This window comes from Halorubrum sp. F4 (genome assembly GCF_027257195.1).
Classification (GTDB): Archaea; Halobacteriota; Halobacteria; order Halobacteriales; family Haloferacaceae; genus Halorubrum.
Map to the genome: position 1 here is coordinate 78675 of NZ_JAPDFS010000006.1, position 17263 is coordinate 95937.

Sequence of the window (17263 nt, forward strand, 5' to 3'; positions counted from 1 at the left end):
TCGCTCACTTCGTTCGCTCGCGAGGGTCCCGGCCGGTGCATTTCTCGAACGTTATAGGGGAACCACAACAGGAGCTATATTCACCAGTCACCGTCAAATTCGACGGTGAAGTCGTAGTGATCGACCAGTCGGTCGATCTCCCGGCGCTTCTGAACCGAACTCAGATTCGTCTCTACGTAGTATCCACCGGTTATCTCGCGAGGCTGGACCATCTCTATCCCATCGGTCGATGCCCCTTCGTGTAGAATTGGCCGTGTTCGCCCGGGAATATACGGGAATTCACCGATCTTGGAGACGATCGAATGCTCCCTCACGAGGTAATCGACCGCCTCGACGAACGTCTCTGCCTGCTGGTCGCCACGAAATTCGGCGATCAGATCGTCTCCGTTAGCAAACGCGATCAGATACTCGGTACCAGTCGAGTCGTTTCGGTCACTATAACGGTCTCGTAGCGTCTCCGTCCCTTCCGGGTCGCGACGTTCGTTCTGTCCGCTATCGATTTCGCGTTCGATCTCCGTGACCAGTCGGTCGATGAGTTCCTTGGACTCCGACTCGGCAAGCGAGGCGATCGATCCGGAAACCTCCTCGATGAGTACTTCTACTAACTCTCTCGCGAGTTCGTCTTTCCGCGTTTCGAGTTTCCCCTTAGCTTCCCGAAGTTCGTTTATTCGTTCGAGTTTTTCTCGTCCCTCCCCCGACTCGATGTCGTCTTTCGTGTATGCCTCTAGCAGCGTCGATCGGTCTTCGAGAGCCTCCAAGTCGGCGGTACCGACGCGTCTGACACTGACTTCGGATCCCGTAACCCGCCGCTGAAAGAACCGATACTTCTCCGCGTTCGTGAGGATACCGTAGTTGACGTTCTTGTTGGACATGTACGACGACAACTGTTCCTCGTGGTCGTCGTTCAGCGGTGTATCGACTCCTTTCGCTTCTAGGAACGCGACCGGTGTTCCCTCGAGAACGAGCGCGTAATCGACCTTGTACGTCCGGCCAAATGCCTTGACGGAGTACTCTAGTTGAGTATTCTCCGGGATTTTCCAATCGAGGAGCGTCAGGAAACTCTGTAGAATCGCTGCCTTCGTATTGGCTTCATCCATCTGCGGTGCCGCCTCGATCGTCGATCGAGCGTCTTCCACGTATTCGGCTACCGCATCGTCGTCCATGAATACGGAACAGTTCACGAGAGAGTCATATCAAGGTTTATCAGCAGTCCGGGACCGAAAGCCCCAGTCTACAAACTCGCGCCGCCGTCGACCCACACCGTCTCTCCGGTCACGTAGCTCGCCTCCGTCGAGGCGAGATAGAGATACGCGCCGCGTAGGTCCGTGGGCTTCCCGGCTCGGGACGGGAGTCCCTCGCTCTCCCCGATCTCGCTCGCCTCCTCGGACCAGCCCTCGCGGATCTCGGTGGCGATCGGTCCCGGCGCGACCGCGTTCACCCTGATCCCGTGGCGGTCGAGCTCGAGTGCGGCACTTCGCGTGAGCATCCGGATCCCGCCCTTCGTCGTCGCGTAGTGGGAGTGGTTCCACTCCGCGCGCTCGGCCGTCGTCGACGACGTGTTCACGATCGCTCCCTTGACGCCACGGTCGATCATGTCTCTGGCGGCCAGTTGCGTCCCGAAGAACGCGCCACGGAGGTTGACGCCGTGGACGAAGTCGAACGTCTCCGGCGTGACGTCGAGGAACTCGGCGCTTCGGTGGACGCCGGCGTTGTTCACCATCACGTCGACGCCGCCGAACTCGCGGGCCGCCTCGATCACCGACTCGATCTGTGCCGGATCGGAGACGTCGGTCTCGACGAACTCGGCGGTTCCGCCGCGCTCCTCGATGGCTTCGTGCGTCGGAGCGTCCGCGCCGACGTCCTTCGGTGCCTCCCGGACGTCGGCGTTGATGACGGTCGCGCCCGCGTCGCCGAACCCCGTCGCGACCGCGCGACCGATGCCGCTCGATCCCCCCGTGACCACGACCGTCTCCCCGGAGAAGTCCGCGTCGATGGTCCCCATACGGGCGGTCGGTGACGCCGGATCAAAAGGGTTGGCGTCGGAACCCGCCCGTCGGATCGTCGCCGATCCGAGAGTCCCGTCGTGACGATCGGGATCGCTACTCGGGTGGAATCGACGTGTCGTCCACGAACATCACGTTCCCACCGTCGCCGCCGATGCTCACGGTGGTTCGATCGATGCTGTCGGCGTCGTTGAAGAACGGGACGTCCCGTGCCTGCTCGGTTCCGTTCACTCGCACCACGCCGACGACGTTCGCCTCCCAGTCGATCTCGTCGAGAGTCACGCCGAAGAACTCGTCGCTCGACGGCCAGGGGAGGTCCGCCACGACCGCTCCGTCGTCGATGTCACTCGGCCTGGCTCCAGAGCCGTTGACCGCCAGGAAGTTGTTCGACCAGTTGTAGTTGACCCTGAACACCACCGTCCCGTCGATCCGCCACTCGGTGTACGAGTCGGCGTATATTTCACCGTTTTCCAGCGCGTGTGCGGTTTCCAGCGTCGTCGGTCGTTCCGCGGTTCCGACGTTCTCCCACCTCGGATTGTCGTCCGTGCTCCCTTCGCTGAATTCGACGGACCACGACCCCGACGAACTCCGCCCGCGTGAGGGTTCAAAGGTCGAAGTCAGTTCCGAGACCGGTTCCCAACCGGACACGCTCTCGTCCTCGAAGTCGTCGACGGTGAACGGACCGTCGGAGGCCGTGTCTGACTCCTCCTCGGCTGGGTCCGGATCGTCCGACGTGTCCTCCTCATCGGACGGCTGTTGGTCCTCATCGGCCGGTTGATCCCCTCCCGAGGACTGCTGTTGCTCCTCGTCCGACGATCCTTGACCGTCGGACGTGTCGCCGCCGTCTCCGTCCTCCGGCGTTCCGCCCGACTGGATCCCGAGCAACTCCTGTGCTCCGAGGTAGAATCCGGCCATGAGTCCGACGGATCCCGTTCCGAGATGACTCAAAAACTCACGGCGAAGTCCCATACCGTTCGGATTCGGAACGGGACTGATAACTATGACGGAATATCTATGATTCAGATCGATCGACAGGTCCGTGACGGAACCCGATCCGCCGGGTCCTCACGTCGGCGCTGTCGACGTATCAGTGACAGAATCGGTCCCGTCACGAGAGGTCTCGCGCTCAGTCGTCGTCCGCCGCCGCCTCCGCCGACGGCGACTCCCGCGGCCCGCCGGCGTGGCCCTCGTGGGCGACCGCGGTCGCCATGAGTTCCGGCGAGATGGCGGGCACCTCCGCCTCGTTCACGGGCCCGTCGCGGGCGACGGCCTCCTTCGAGCGCGGGAACTCGCGGATCTCCTTGTGGATCGCGAGGCCGGCCTTCGCGCCCTGGCCCATCGCGACCGGGATCTGGTTGTGGCCGGGGGTGACGTCGCCGACCGCGAAGACGCCGTCGACGCTCGTGTGCCCGTGGTCGTCGACGTCGATCCGGCCGTCCTCGGTCAGCTCACAGCCGAGCGACTCCGCGAGCGCGGTGTTGTAGTCGGAGCCGTACATCGGGAAGCCGCCGCGGTACTCCCGGCGGGTGCCGTCCTCGAACTCCAGGGCCTCCAGCCAGCCGGAGTCGGGGTCGTTCTCCACGCCCGACACCTCCTCGTGGACCACCTCGATCGGGTGTGCCTCGAGCTGTGCCGCGGTCTCGTCGCTCCAGGTCGGCTCCGCCCCGCGGGTCAACAGGTCCACGTCGTCGGTGACGTTGAGCATGATCATCGCGACGTGGGCGGCTGCCTCGCCGTGACCCATCACGTACACCGGCTCGTCGACGAACATGTACGCGTCACAGTGGAGACAGTAGTGGAGTCCCTTGCCGGTGCGGGGCAGGGGGGGATCGGGTCGCTTATCGGAGAACCCGGTCGCGAGCACGACCCGCTCGGCCGTGAACACGTCGTCGCCGGCGACGAGCCTGAAGCGATCGTCGCCGTCCTCCTCGTCGTCGATCCGGTCTATCGACTCGACGAACCCGCGCTCGAAGTCGCCGCCGTAGGAGGCCACCTGCTCGCGGGCGGTCGCGAGGAACTCGTTGCCGGAGGTCTCCTCGGTGACGCCGATCACGTTGTGGGTGTCCGCCATCATCGCCGCGCGGCCGCCGCCACGGTCGATCAGTACCGTCTCGTGGCCGAGTCGCGCGCCGTACAGCGCCGTCGTCAATCCGGCCGGACCGCCGCCCACGACCGCGACGTCGTAAGCGTTCTCGTCGGAAGCACTCATTATCGGTCCTACGAGTCGGACGGGGTTAAATGTCCATGAGGTGTGCGCGTCCCTCGACCAGCCGCGTCGACGGCCGGCGGTCAGGGAATTTATGCTCGCCGGGCGCGTGCGTCCGGTCGTGTCCGGACGCCTCGTCGCCGCGATCGCCCTCCTCCTCGTCGGCACCGTCGCCGACGTGTGGTCGACGTACCTCGCGATCTCGACGGGCGAGTTCGTCGAGGGATCGCCGGTCGGCAGGACGTTCATCACGTGGCTCGGCCCGCTCCGCGGCATGTTGGTCACGAAGGCGCTCGGGATGGTCGTCATCGGGATCCCGGTCGCGATCGCGGGCGGAAGCCGCCGGCTCGTGGCCACGGTGATGTGTGCGGGCGTCGGCACGATCTCGCTTCTCGCGGCCGGCAGGAACCTGCTCCTCGTCGCGGGCTACTGGCCCTGACCGGACGGTCGGTTCCGCGCCGTCACTCCCCGCGATACAGCCGCTCGCCGGTCCGCTCCGGTAACCCCTCACGCTCGACCGCCTCGGCGACGCGGTCGACGTCGTAGGCGACCCTTCTGAGGTCGACCTCGCCGGCGTCGACGTCGAGCACCGCGTAGGCGGCGTCCGGGTCGCCGTCGCGGGGCTGGCCGACGCTTCCCGGATTGACGACGAGCCGTCCGTCGACCGATCGGGCCCCCTGGACGTGGGTGTGACCGAGCACGAGGCCGTCGAAGTCGCCGCCCGAACCACGGTCGCCGGTCGAGTCGCGGTCGCCTCCCGCGTCGTCCGGCGCATCGTCGGCGAGCGCGTCGAGGTGCCGGTCGAGCGCCGGGAACTCCTCGGGGTAGACGTACGCGTCCTCCCGATCGGGCGCGGGATGCGAGTGGACCAGATGGTATCTGCCGTCCGCGAACCACGTCGCTCGCGGAAGCGAGGCGAGCCACGCGAGTCCCTCCGTCGAAAGTTCGCGTTTCGCGTGTTCGAGCCCGGCCTCGGCCATCCGGTTGGCGCGGTACCGCTCGGGCGTCTCGACGGTCCGATCGTGGTTGCCGCGAACCGTCCCCGCGGAGACCTCGCGAACGCGCACGAGACACTCGGCGGGCCACGGGTTGTACCCGACCACGTCGCCGGCACAGACGATCGAATCGACCGGCGGCATGTCGTCGAGCACCGCCTCCAGTGCGGGCAGGTTCGCGTGGACGTCCGAGAGGAGTCCCACCTTCATCGAGTGGGGGTTCGGGATCGAGACCGGAATAGCTTCGGCCGGCGTGGGTCGAGCCCCACCAGACGGCATCCACTCTCTCCCCGCCCGAGGGCTTATCATCGCGGGACCGAAGGGACCGCCAATGGCACCGACCCTGCTCAACGCCGCGCTCGGCGCGTTGCTCGCGGCGGCGCTCCTCGGACCGGCGTTCGACTGGCGATCGGTCGCGATCGTCGTCGCGGCCGCCCTCCTGCCGGATCTCGACGCGATCGCGAGCCTCGCGATGGCGGGCGCGACGAACGCGCTCGTCCACAACGTCTGGATCCCGCTCGCGGTCGCGGGACTCCTCTACTGGGACACGGCGCTTCGCGAGCGGTACGGTTGGCGGGGCGTCCGGGTCGGTTGGGTCGCGCTCGCCGGGTTCGCGGTCGCCGGGGTCGCCCCGGACCTCTTCACCGAACCGGGCGTGAGTCTGCTGTATCCCGTCGAAAACGTCTACTACGTCGTCGACGGCCTCCTGCTGTTCTCGACGCAGGACGGCGTCGTCCAGACGTTCGTCTCGGCGAGCGCCGACACCCCCGGGATCCTTCCCTTCGAGAGCCCGGGAACGACCGAAACGCACGCCGTCCCGACGTGGGTGAACCCCGACGGTCGACCGGGACTCGCGCTCGGAAGCGAGCGGCGGCTCGTCCTCGTCGACGCCGGGTGGCAGGCGGTCGTCGTCGCGAGCGCGGTCGCGTCGCTCGGGGTCCGGTTCCGACCGTGGACACGATCGAGAACCGAAGCCACTCCGGAGGGATCCGGGAGGGAGGCGAGCCGATAGATGGTCTCCACGATCGTCCACGCCGGGTTCGCGCTGGTGCTCGCGGCGGGATTGTTGCGGGGCGACTACGACCGGCGTGCACTCGCCGTCGTCCTCGCCGTGGTTCTTCTACCCGAGGCCGACTCGTTTCTCGGTCCGATCATGTCCGGGGCGCATCGGACCGTCGGTCACAACTTCACGTTCCCGGCGGCGGCCGCGCTCCTGGTCTACTACGACACTCGGATACGCGGACAGTCCCTCCTCCGCGAACGCGTCACGGAGCGCGGCGTCCGGATCGCCTGGGTGGCGCTTTTCGTCCACGTCTTCGCGCACGTCTCGCTCGACTGGGCGCACCTCGACGGCGTGAACGTCCTGTGGCCGCTCCACGACTCCTTCTTCCGTCTGGAGGGCGATCTGTTCTGGTCCTCGGCCGACGGCCTGGTCCAGACGTTCGTCGATATCGATCTCGACCCGGAGACGGGGAGCCGGCAGGTCGACGCCGGCAGCACCGGAACCACGCAGTCCGTTCACGTGAACAACCCGGTCGAGCCTGACGATCCCGAAACGCTCGCGGAGGCGGAGACGATAGACCGACGCTTCCCGGTCGCGGGTCGCGGATGGCGACTCTACCTCGTCGGGCTCGGCGTTTTCACCGTGATCGCCCGTCGACTCCAGAGCGATCCGCCGGCGGAGTGACTCGTCGGTATCGAAACGAGTTATCGAACCGCAAAAGACGGAGGAAAACCCGCTACCTCAGAAGAGGTAGAACAGCGGGAAGAGGAACACCCAGACGATGTCGACGAAGTGCCAGTAGAGTCCGAAGTACTCCACCGGCCGCTCGTCCTCCAGGTACGCCCCGTGCCACGCCCGGTAGAACAGGAACCCGGCGATCAACAGCCCGCCGACCACGTGGACGCCGTGGAGCCCCGTCGTGACGTAGTAGATCGACGCCTGGATCGGGTCACCGTGGGAGTTCTCCGCGATCGTGACGCCGACGTCGTAGATCTCGTGGTGCCACTCCCACATCTTGATCGCGAGGAACGTCAGCCCGAGGGCGATGGTCGTCCCGAGCGACGCGAGCAGTCCGGTGCGACTCTTGCGGTGTGCCGCCACCAGGGCGAGGATCACCGTGAACGACGAGGTCAACAGCACGAACGTATTGATGAGCCCCGGTAGCGAGTCGGTCAGCGGCGCCCACTCGCGCCAGCCGGCGTTGTACCGGATGAACACCGCCGCGGAGATGAACGCGCCGAAGACGATCACGTCGGAGGCGAGGAAGAACCACATCCCCAGTTTCACCTTCTCGACGCCGTTGAACGGCCAGCGCTCGGCGAACTCCGCGGGGGGCGCATAGAAGTCCTCGAATCCCCACTTCACGCCGCTGTACACGAGTCCGAGCAGTCCGATGACCGTCAAGGCCGGGTACACCGGGTTGCTGATCGTCACCGGCGTCGTCGCCAGCGAGTCGGCCACGCCGATCGAGATCGAGTCGTTGAAGCCGGACAGTCCCAGGAACATGATCCCCGTCGCAAGCGAGAGCGCGAGCGGCCAGATGCTCGCGTGGCTGGGGTGTTTGTCCCAGTACGCGTACTCGTGGATGTGGTCCGCGTGGCTGTCGCCGCCGTCGGTGGCGGCGTTTCCGTTCTCGTCGGCTTTCACCGCCGGACCGCCGTCCGGGACGTAGTCCTTCACGAACTCGAGTTTCCCGGAGGCGTAGGAGGGGCGGTTCGGCCAGTTCTCCAGCGGCGGCGGCGAGGGAACAGCCCACTCGGCCGTCCGCGAGTAGTCCCACGGGTTCTCACCCGCGTCGGGGCCCGAGACGAACGACTTCAAGAAGTTGTAGAACATGATGAAGAAGGAGAACCCGAGCAGGAAGGCACCGATCGTCCCGATCTGATGGAAGAGTTGGAACGCGGGATTGTACTCGAACACCCGACGAGGCGTCTCCCAGCCGAGGAACATGGAGGCGTAGACGGCGTTGAACCCGATGAAGAAGAGCACGAAGTGGAGTTTGCCGAGGAACTCGTCGTACATCTTCCCCGTCATCTTCGGGAACCAGTAGTACGCGGCGCCGAACAGCGCGGTCGCGCCGCCGAACATGACGTAGTGGAAGTGTGCGACCACCCAGTAAGTGCCGCGGAACTCGTAGTCGAGGACGATGGCACCGAGGAAGACGCCGGTGATTCCGCCAACGATGAACAACAACAGCGCGCCGAACGCGAACAGGAACGGCGTCGTGAACTGGATGCGACCCTTCATCAGCGTGTAGATGAGCGAGAAGACGACCAGGTCGAACGGGAGCGAGATACCGATGGTGGTCGCCATCATCAGCGTCTTGATCTCCAGGTTGATCGTCGTCAGGAACATGTGGTGCATCCACACGAGGAACGACTGAACGGAGATCAGACAGATGGCGATGATGACCCACTTACGGCCGACGAGTCGCCGCCCGGAGAACGTCTGGAACAGTTCCAACATCGCGCCGAGCGCGGGGAAGAAGACGATGTAGACCTCCGGGTGCCCGAAGAACCAGAAGAGGTGTCCCCAGAGCAACGAGCCGCCCTCGGTCGCCGAGAAGTAGACGCTCCCGAGCACGCGATCCGCCGCGAGGATGAGGCCGACGGCGAGGAGCGCGGCGAAGGCGAAGAGCATCATCCACACGGTCGCGAGCATCGACCACGTGAACATCGGCATGTCCATGATCCCCATCCCCTCCGCGCGCGAGTGATGGATGGAGGTGAGGAAGTTCACCGTCGACGCGGTGACGCCGATGACGAACATCGCGAGAGCCATGACCGCGCCGGTCGATCCGATGCTTGGCGTATACATCGGGACGTTGAGCGGCGCGTACATGGTCCAACCGGCGGACAGCGTGCCCCCTTGGAAGAAGCTGATCCCGAGGAGGACGCCCGAGAACAGGTACATCCAGTATGAGAGGGCGTTCAACCGCGGGAACGCGAGGTCGTCAGCCCCGATCTGGAGCGGGACGAAGTAGTTCGCGAAGCCGAACCCGAACGGCGAGAGGAACCAGAACACCATTATCAAACCGTGCGCCGTGACGGCCTCGTTGTACGCCAGCCCGGAGAGGACCTGGTTCGCCGGGTCCCACAGCTGGACGCGGATCAGGAGCGCCAGAACCCCGCCGAAAAGCAGGAAGAACAGCGCCGTGATCAGGTAGAGGATCCCGATGTCCTTGTGGTTCGTCGTGACGAGCCAGCGGCGGACGGAGGTCGTCGGCGGGAGCTCGCTCATGCGGAGACACCTCCGACGGCCGAACCCGTAACGCTCGGGTTAGCGAGGTCACCCTCGATGCTCGAACTGTTCGCGTTCTCCGAATCGCCGTCGGTATCCGCGTACCACTCCTCCCACTCGTCCTCCGGGAGGACCGTGATCTGGCCCTTCATGGCCGAGTGGCCGGAGCCGCAGAGTTCGAAGCACTCGACGAGGTAGGTCGCCTCGCCGCCCTGTTCCTCGACCTCCTCGGAACTCACGGTGAACCAGGTCTCGCTGGTCTCACCGGGGATGGCGTCGGATTTTATCCGCAACTCCGAGGATCCGAAGTTGTGCCACACGTCCCGTGAGGTTATTTTCAAGTCGATGCGCTGGTCGGCGGGAACGACCAGTTCGTTCATCTCCGAGTGGCCGTTGGGATAGAAGTACTCCCAGCCGAACTGGTATCCCTCGACGGTGATCTCGATGTCGCCCTCCGCACCCGTATCGGGACCGTCCTCGACGTAGAGAAGCAGTCCGTACGCGTACACGACGAGGCTGATGACGACGATCGCGCTCAATCCGAACGAGAGGAAGAGCTTCTTCGCCTTCGGGCCGCCCTGTCCGGTGGGCAGCTCTCCGACCACCGGCGCGTCGAAGTCCTCGTCCGGTTCGCTGCCGTCGTCGCGATACTTGTAGACGTTCCACAACGTGTACGAGACCACGATGATACCGATGACCGTGCCCAGCGTGAGGAAGACGAAGAATATCTCGTCGAACACCTCCGCTTGTGCCCGCCAGTCGGTCCCTTGTTGTAGGGTAATTGGGTCTATCATGTTCGTCTCTCAGCTCTTATCGTTCCCTTAGTGATGGCGCACTTAGCTCTTGTGTACGCCGGCGTCCGCGAGTCTCACGGAGGCGCATACGAAGGCTATTTGTACACGCGTCCGGACCGGGTAGTAACGAGGAAATCATGGTTTCGCTTACCCTCTTGAGTACGGCGCTGATGGGGCTGCTCGTCCTGGCCACGTTCGTCGCCGTCGCGCTCGGCGTCGGCGCGCTCGTCGTCCTCTCGGTCGGAAACTTCGCGTTCGTCGAGGGCTTCGCCGACTCGCTTCTCGGAGTTCTGTACGCCGTCGTCGGACTGCTCCTCACCGGCTTCGTCTTCCTCGGAGCGTACTTCGGCGTGCGCGGTCGGGGACTCGGAAACGCACACGGCGTCGCGGCCGGGTCGTTCGCGGCCGGGCTGGTCTTCCTCGTGTTGATCGCCGTTCAGCTCCTCGTCGGCGTCGTCGGCTGATCGTCCACGGGGGAGCTCGAGGTCGGCGACGTTTTCCGGATAACCTCCTCCGAGCCGATCGAGCGAATCCACTCGGCCGCGTTCACGCGATCGAGACGCCGTTGCGGGAGAGGTACGCGCTCGCGCCCTTGATCTCGACGGGACTTCCGATGATTCGGCACCGATCGCCGGCCTCGACGATCGTCAGGGTGAACCGCTCTTCGAGTCCGTCCCGGAGCCCGTCGAGCGCGCAGGCGGGAAGCAGGATCTGCGTGCTATCGCGAAACGTCGAGGCGTCGGGCATTCGACGTGTGCCGCGAGGAGCGACCGACGCATAACCGTGTCGAAATGTCTCTCCAGTAACGTGTCCCCCATAACCGTGGTGACGTCCGGGTGACCGGACGGGACCGGACGGCCGAGACCGTCGGACGGCAGTCGACGCGATTCGACGGCGACCGAAGCGAGGCGGCGATCCGGGTCCGGCGGCCGTCGAAGGAACACTTTTAACGAGTCGAGCGGCCGAGATGGTACCGATGGGACTGGAAGCAGAGATAGAGGAACTCCGCGAGGAGATCGCCGAGACGCCCTACAACAAGTCCACCGAGGCGCACATCGGGCGGCTGAAGGCGAAGCTCGCGGAGAAAAAGGAGAAACTGGAGAACCAGTCCTCCGCCGGCGGCGGCCACGGCTACGCCGTCGAGAAGCACGGCGACGCCACCGTCGCGCTCGTCGGGTTCCCGAGCGTGGGCAAGTCCACGCTGATCAACGCCCTCACCAACGCCGACAGCGAGGTCGGCTCCTACGAGTTCACGACGCTCGACGTCAACCCGGGCATGTTGCAGTACCGTGGCGCGAACGTTCAGATCCTCGACGTTCCGGGGTTGATCGAGGGGGCCGCCGGCGGCCGCGGCGGCGGAAAGGAGGTGCTGTCGGTCGTCCGGACGGCGGACCTCGTCGTGTTCATGCTCTCCGTGTTCGAGATCGAACAGTACGACCGCCTGAGCGAGGAGCTGTACGCCACCAACATTCGGATCGACGCGGAGCCGCCGAACATCAACATCCGGAAGACGCACAAGGACGGGATCGGAGTGACGATGAGCGACGAGGTAACGCTCGAGGAGGACACCGTCAAGCAGGTGCTCCGCGAGTACGGCTACGTCAACGCCAAGGTGACGATCCCACACGACCTCACGATCGACGAGCTCGTCGACGCGGTGATGGACAACCGCGTCTACCTCCCGTCGATGGTCGCGGTCAACAAGGCGGACCTCATCGACAAGGAGTACCTCCCGACGGTCCAGTCCGAACTCCGCGAGCGCGGACTCGACCCCGACGACGTGGTGTTCATCTCCGCGGAGGAGGAACGCGGGCTCGACGGACTCAAAGATCGGCTCTGGGAGGAGCTCGGACTCATCCGGATCTACATGGACAAGCCGGGACGCGGCGTCGACTACGAGGAGCCGCTGATCCTGTTCGAGGGGGCCACCGTCGGCGACGCCTGCGAGAAGATCGGCGGCGAGTTCGACGAGCGGTTCAAGTTCGCGCGAGTGTCCGGCCCGAGCGCGAAACACGACGACCAGCAGGTCGGGAAGGGTCACGAGCTCGCCGACGAGGACGTGCTCCGCATCGTCGCGCGGAAGTAGCGGATAGCTGAAGTCCACTACGGGACAACTGAGATCCACTACGGAGACCACCGCACGGCCCCGCACCTCACGCCTCCCCAGCCTCGCGGCTCACTTCGTTCGCCGCGTCCCTCGCGCGGGCCGGCTCGCGCCCTGTCGGGCGCTCACGGGCACGCGCCACCGCGACCACCGACCGAAAGGCGCTTTTCGTGCGGCCGCGACTCACGAGCATGCTCACGGTCGCGCTCGCCGGGAAGCCGAACGCCGGCAAGTCCACCTTCTATACCGCCGCGACGATGGCCGACGTCGACGTCGCGAACTACCCGTTCACGACGATCGACGCCAATCGCGGAGTGACCGCCGTCCGCACCGAGTGCCCGTGTCTCGACCGCGAGGAGCGGTGCGGGAACGACCGCTGTCACGACGGGACGCGATACGTCCCCGTGGAACTCCTCGACGTGGCCGGACTCGTCCCCGGCGCACACGAGGGAAAGGGGCTCGGAAACCGGTTCCTCGACGAACTGACGAACGCGGACGTCGTCCTCAACGTCGTCGACGCCTCCGGCGGCACGAACCGGGAGGGCGAGCCCGTCGAGGTCGGCAGTTACGACCCGGTCGAGGAGGTCGACTTCATCGAGGAGGAGATGGACCTCTGGCTCGCCGGCGTGATCGGCGACAACTGGGAGGGAGTCGAGCGGAAGTCGCGCGCGCCGGACTTCGACCTCGACGGGACGCTCACCGAGATGCTGACCGGCGTGGGCGCGACGGAGGCCGACGTGGCGGCGGTGCTCCGCGATCTCGAGTATCCCGCCGACCCGAAGCGGTGGGACGACGCGGATCGCGAGGCGCTGGCCCGGGAGATCCGTCGGCGGACGAAACCCATGGTCGTCGTCGCGAACAAGGCCGACGTCGCGCCGCCGGAGAACCTCGACCGGCTCCGTGAGGCGACCGACAAACCGGTCGTTCCGGCGACCGCCGACGGCGAGCTCGCGCTCCGCCGGGCCGCCGAGGCCGGCGTGGTGAGCTACGACCCCGGCGACCCCGACTTCGAGGTCGTCGGCGAGGTCTCCGCCGAGCAGCGGGCCGGCCTCGACGCGATCGGCGAGGTGATGGAGCGATTCGACGGGACGGGGGTTCAGGCCGCGTTGAACGCGGCCGTCTACGACCTCCTCGATCGGATCACGGTCTATCCCGTTCAGGACGCCGGAAAATGGACCGACGGGACGGGAAACGTCCTCCCGGACGCGTTCCTGTTGCCCGAGGGCGCCACCCCGCCGGACCTCGCGTACGCGGTCCACACGGACATCGGCGAGGGATACCTCCACGCGCTCGACGCCCGATCGAACCGCCGGATCGGCGAGGACCACGTCCTCTCGGAGGGAGACGTGGTGAAGATCGTCTCGACGGCGGGACCGTAAGGAGGCGGCTCCGAAGTGGCGGGCGATCCCGACTACTCCGGCGGTTCCGACTACTCGGCGGAGATCACGTCGTCGATCCGGAGGATCATCCGCGCCGCCTCGGTCGCGGAGTCGACCGCCTCGCGTTTCACGGCGGCGGGGTCGACGATCCCGTTCTCGAGTGGGTCACCGACGCGGGCGGTCCGACCGTCGGCGATGACGCCGGCCCGACCCTCCCGGTCGTGGGTGGCCCGCAGGTCCACGAGCGTGTCGATGGGGTCCGCGCCGGCGTTCTCCGCGAGCGTGCGCGGCAGCGCGTCGACGGCGTCCGCGAACGCCTCGATCGCGAGCTGTTTGCGGCCCTCCACGGAGGCCGCCGCCCCGCGGAGGTGCGCGGCGACCGCGACCTCGGTCGCGCCCGCACCCGGGACGATCCCGGCGTCGCGGGCGGCGACGACCGCGTCGACCGCGTCGTTCACGGCGCGCTCGAGCTCGTCGACGACGTGTTCGGTCGACCCGCGCACGAGGAGGGTCACCGCCCGGGAGGCGTCGCCGCCGCGGACGAAGACGAGGTCGTCGTCATCGTCGCCGCCGTCGGGCTCGGTCGCGATCGACTCGGCGTGGCCGAGCTCGCTCGCTTCGACGTCCTCGAGGGTACCGAGCCGCTTCGCGCCCGTCACGCGGGCGACGTCGTCGGCGGCGGAGGACTTCACGCTCTCGAACGCGAGGATCCCGGCGTCGGCGAGGTAGCCGGCCACGCGGTCGTCGATCTTCTTCCGGCAGAAGAGGACGTCGACGCCCGCTTCCGAGAGGGCGTCCGCGTATCCGCGAAGCTCGGCGTCCTCCGCTTCGATGGCCGCGTTGAGTCCGTCGACGGAGGTGATCGAGTACTCCGCGTCGACGTCGCCCTGCCGAACCTCGAGTTTCGTCTCGAGGACCGCGACGGAGGCGTTCTCGACCTCGTGGGGCATCCCGTCGTGGACGGGCTCCTCCTCGATGACCACGCCGTCGACGAGTTCGGTCGCGGAGGAGCCGGCGCCGGTCCGCGGATGGACGTGAACCGCGTCGCGGTCGACGTGGCCGTCGTCGGTCGTGACCCGATCGATCGCCTCGACGACGAGCGCCGCGAGGTCAGTGGCGGCGGCGTCGCCGGTCCCCTTGCCCGTCATCGACGACTCCGCGACCGACGCGAGGAGGTCGGCGGCGGGGTCGCTCCCGACTTCGACGTCGAGCAGCTGGCCGTCGATCGCTTCCCCGGCGAGGCGGGCGGCCTCGGCGTACCCCTCGACGATCACGGTCGGGTGGAGGTCGTCCTCGAGCATGCCCTCCGCCCGCGAGAGCAGTTCGCCGAGCAGCACTGCCGCCGTGGTGGTCCCGTCACCGACGGACTCCTCTTGGGACTCCGCGACCTCGACGATCATCTGGGCGGCGGGGTGGTCGATGTCCATCTCGTCGAGGATCGTCGCGCCGTCGTTCGTGACGACGACGGTGCCCGTCGAGTCGACGAGCATCTTGTCCATCCCACGGGGCCCGAGCGTCGTGCGGACGGCCTCGGCGACCGCCTTCCCGGCGGCGACGTTCGACTCCTGGGCCGCGCGGCCGCGCGTTCGTTCGCTGTCCTCGGAGAGCACGTAGAGCGGTTGGTAGGTACGGGACGACATACGACCGCTGGTTGGTCAGCGGTTCTATATATACATGTCGTTCGATCTCGGCCGGAATCGCCCGAAGGAAGCGGGTCGGACGGGAGCATCGGTTGCGCCATCGGACCGACAGGCACATGCGGCACGCGTGGGATACTCACGCGAATGCTCGGGTTGGAACACGACTTCCGGATCGTCGACACCCACGCCTCGCTGGACCCGGACGAGGCCTCCGTCGCCGCACACGGCCGGGACATCACGCCCGAGCGGCTCGAACGCGAGATGCACCAGGCGGGGATCGTCCGGGCGGTCGCGAGCCCCGGCCGACGTGCTCCCGGACGGAGCTACCTCCGCGCCAACAACGCGGTCGCGCGCCTCTCGGTCGACCGTCCGTTCGTCGCGTTCGCCCGGCTCAACGGCCCCAAAGACCCGGGCGGCGGCCCGATCTCCGCGGTCCGGAACATCCGAGCCGAGCGCGGCGACCACCACGCCCGCCCCGACGACGTCGAACAGTACTCCTACGACGACCGGTTTCACGGGTTCACGCTCGTCCCGCCACACGACGGGCTGCCGAACGCGGACGTGCTCGAGCGGCTGGACGGGGCCGACCTCCCCGTGATCGTCCACGGCGGAAAGCGCTTCCCGCCCGACGCGGTCGAACGCGAGCTTCTCGGCTACGACTTCCCCGTGGTGCTCGCGAGCTTCGGCGGCTACCCGCTCGACACCGAGCTGATGAACCGGACGCTCGACCTCCTCGAGGAACACGATCGACTCTACGTCGACACCAGCGCCGTGCGCTACCGCGAGATCCTCGAACGCGGGGTCTTAGAGCACCCGGACCGCGTCGTCTTCGGCTCGGGCGCGCCCCACGTCCACCCGAACGTCGGCGTGATGGAGGTGTTGACCCTCGACGTCTCCGAGGACCTGATGCGGCGCGTCTTCGCGAAGAACCCGGTCCGGCTCGTCCCCGCGCTCGCCGAGGGCGCGGACGCGTGAAGCGACGGCCACTTGTCCCGTCGCCGCCGATCCGGCGAACATGAGCGACGCCGACGCAGGCCCCGAGACGGAGCCGGATCCGAACGGATCACACGTGGAGGTCGTCCGCGCACGCGGCCACGAGAACGTCACCGCCGAGCACGCGAGCACCTTCGAGTTCACGACCGACGACTGGCTCACCCCCGCCGGCGACTGTATCCTCGGCGTCGACGCCGACCGAACGCCGCGGGACTTCTCCCCGGAGTTCCGCGAGGCCTGTCAGGACCCGAACGCGACGATCACGGCGACGATCACGGCCTCGAGCCAGGGGGACGACGGAGGGACCCACACGGAGACGGTCGTCGGCCGGGGCGATCCGGGTCTGGCGCTCGTCGACGACCGCTCGATGGTCGCCCGCACGAGTGGGTACACCGACGACGAGCGGACGGTCCTCGTCGACGCCGACGCGGCCGCCGCCGACCTCGACCGCGACCTCGTCGCCACGCTCGCCGACGGCGGGGAGGTGGAGTTGCGGTTAGAAGTCCGACGATAGACGGGGACGATGGGACGACTGGACGACGATCCGTTTGGTGTTGTGCTGTCGGCGTGACCCGGTGAGCGGACGCGGTCGCGTCCGCGAACCGAGACGCGAGGGAGGCGGCGGGTCGGAGCGGCGTGCCCGCGACGACCCGCCCGCCGAGGCTGGGGAGGCGTGAGGTGCGGGGCGGTCCCGCGAGTGAAACGAGCGGGAGTACGGAAATCCCAGCCCGCGCAGCGAAGCGAGCAGGAACGTCTTCCGGTAGTGCGGTTCGATCGGGGGACTGGGGGATGGGATCCGCAGTTCCGCGAAGGATCGGAACGGGCTCGCTTGGTCCCGTGAGCGAAGCGAACGGGACCAAGCGAGGGAACGAGACGAACGAAGTGAGTCGAGTGGACTCGCGGGGA

General features: G+C 66.7%; 17 protein-coding genes. 8 read left to right on the forward strand and 9 right to left on the reverse strand.

Features of this window, described 5'->3' with window-relative positions:
• Positions 1-80: 80 nt before the first annotated feature.
• The 4 genes from OKW78_RS13620 to OKW78_RS13635 form a co-directional block, all read right to left on the reverse strand.
• Positions 81-1163: a type I restriction enzyme HsdR N-terminal domain-containing protein gene (locus OKW78_RS13620; RefSeq protein ID WP_281195703.1), complete on the reverse strand. Its 1083-nt coding sequence runs from the start codon at positions 1161-1163 to the stop codon at positions 81-83.
• 68 nt (positions 1164-1231) lie between these two features.
• Complete coding sequence (locus OKW78_RS13625; protein WP_281195704.1) at positions 1232-2002, reverse strand: SDR family NAD(P)-dependent oxidoreductase; 771 nt, start codon at positions 2000-2002, stop codon at positions 1232-1234.
• A gap of 97 nt (positions 2003-2099) precedes the next feature.
• On the reverse strand, positions 2100-2918 hold the full coding sequence (locus OKW78_RS13630; RefSeq protein ID WP_281195705.1) for a hypothetical protein: 819 nt from the start codon (positions 2916-2918) through the stop codon (positions 2100-2102).
• A 211-nt stretch (positions 2919-3129) separates the two neighbouring features.
• Positions 3130-4212 carry an NAD(P)/FAD-dependent oxidoreductase gene (locus OKW78_RS13635; RefSeq protein WP_281195706.1) on the reverse strand — a complete coding sequence of 361 codons (1083 nt, stop codon included), beginning with the start codon at positions 4210-4212 and terminating at the stop codon, positions 3130-3132.
• A 118-nt stretch (positions 4213-4330) separates the two neighbouring features.
• On the opposite strand from OKW78_RS13635, the gene OKW78_RS13640 reads away from it, so the two are divergent.
• Positions 4331-4648, forward strand: a complete 318-nt coding sequence (locus OKW78_RS13640) for a hypothetical protein (RefSeq protein ID WP_281195707.1) — start codon at positions 4331-4333, stop codon at positions 4646-4648.
• Positions 4649-4670: 22 nt separating this feature from the next.
• Here OKW78_RS13640 and OKW78_RS13645 read toward each other — a convergent pair whose 3' ends face one another.
• The gene (locus tag OKW78_RS13645) at positions 4671-5414 is read right to left on the reverse strand and encodes a metallophosphoesterase (RefSeq protein WP_281195708.1); all 744 of its coding nucleotides are present in this window, start codon (positions 5412-5414) and stop codon (positions 4671-4673) included.
• A 121-nt stretch (positions 5415-5535) separates the two neighbouring features.
• On the opposite strand from OKW78_RS13645, the gene OKW78_RS13650 reads away from it, so the two are divergent.
• Together OKW78_RS13650 and OKW78_RS13655 are read left to right on the forward strand one after the other, a co-directional pair.
• Entirely contained in the window at positions 5536-6216 is a 681-nt protein-coding gene (locus OKW78_RS13650; protein WP_281195709.1) for a metal-dependent hydrolase, read from the forward strand.
• On the forward strand, positions 6217-6891 hold the full coding sequence (locus tag OKW78_RS13655; protein ID WP_281195710.1) for a metal-dependent hydrolase: 675 nt from the start codon (positions 6217-6219) through the stop codon (positions 6889-6891).
• A gap of 57 nt (positions 6892-6948) precedes the next feature.
• On the opposite strand, the gene OKW78_RS13660 is transcribed toward OKW78_RS13655, so the two are convergent.
• Positions 6949-9447, reverse strand: a complete 2499-nt coding sequence (locus tag OKW78_RS13660) for a cbb3-type cytochrome c oxidase subunit I (protein WP_369335039.1) — start codon at positions 9445-9447, stop codon at positions 6949-6951.
• A complete protein-coding gene (coxB, locus tag OKW78_RS13665) occupies positions 9444-10241 on the reverse strand; it encodes a cytochrome c oxidase subunit II (protein WP_281195711.1) in 798 nt (265 codons plus the stop codon). Before coxB ends, OKW78_RS13660 begins: the two co-directional genes overlap by 4 nt.
• 137 nt (positions 10242-10378) lie before the next feature.
• Here coxB and OKW78_RS13670 point away from each other — a divergent pair, with 137 nt between their 5' ends.
• A complete protein-coding gene (locus tag OKW78_RS13670; protein ID WP_281195712.1) occupies positions 10379-10705 on the forward strand; it encodes a hypothetical protein in 327 nt (108 codons plus the stop codon).
• A gap of 82 nt (positions 10706-10787) precedes the next feature.
• Here the strand turns inward: OKW78_RS13670 and OKW78_RS13675 are convergent, their stop codons facing one another.
• Positions 10788-10988 carry a hypothetical protein gene (locus OKW78_RS13675; protein WP_281195713.1) on the reverse strand — a complete coding sequence of 67 codons (201 nt, stop codon included), beginning with the start codon at positions 10986-10988 and terminating at the stop codon, positions 10788-10790.
• Between the two features lie 229 nt (positions 10989-11217).
• Between OKW78_RS13675 and OKW78_RS13680 the strand changes: the two genes are divergently transcribed.
• Both OKW78_RS13680 and OKW78_RS13685 read left to right on the forward strand, forming a co-directional pair.
• Entirely contained in the window at positions 11218-12327 is a 1110-nt protein-coding gene (locus OKW78_RS13680) for a GTP-binding protein (protein ID WP_281195714.1), read from the forward strand.
• A 209-nt stretch (positions 12328-12536) separates the two neighbouring features.
• The gene (locus OKW78_RS13685) at positions 12537-13724 is read left to right on the forward strand and encodes a redox-regulated ATPase YchF (RefSeq protein WP_281195715.1); all 1188 of its coding nucleotides are present in this window, start codon (positions 12537-12539) and stop codon (positions 13722-13724) included.
• 50 nt (positions 13725-13774) lie between these two features.
• Here OKW78_RS13685 and thsA read toward each other — a convergent pair whose 3' ends face one another.
• On the reverse strand, positions 13775-15364 hold the full coding sequence (gene thsA / locus OKW78_RS13690; protein WP_281195716.1) for a thermosome subunit alpha: 1590 nt from the start codon (positions 15362-15364) through the stop codon (positions 13775-13777).
• A 144-nt stretch (positions 15365-15508) separates the two neighbouring features.
• Here thsA and OKW78_RS13695 point away from each other — a divergent pair, with 144 nt between their 5' ends.
• The gene (locus OKW78_RS13695) at positions 15509-16339 is read left to right on the forward strand and encodes an amidohydrolase family protein (RefSeq protein WP_281195717.1); all 831 of its coding nucleotides are present in this window, start codon (positions 15509-15511) and stop codon (positions 16337-16339) included.
• 40 nt (positions 16340-16379) lie between these two features.
• Complete coding sequence (locus OKW78_RS13700) at positions 16380-16871, forward strand: DUF371 domain-containing protein (protein WP_281195718.1); 492 nt, start codon at positions 16380-16382, stop codon at positions 16869-16871.
• Positions 16872-17263: the final 392 nt, after the last annotated feature.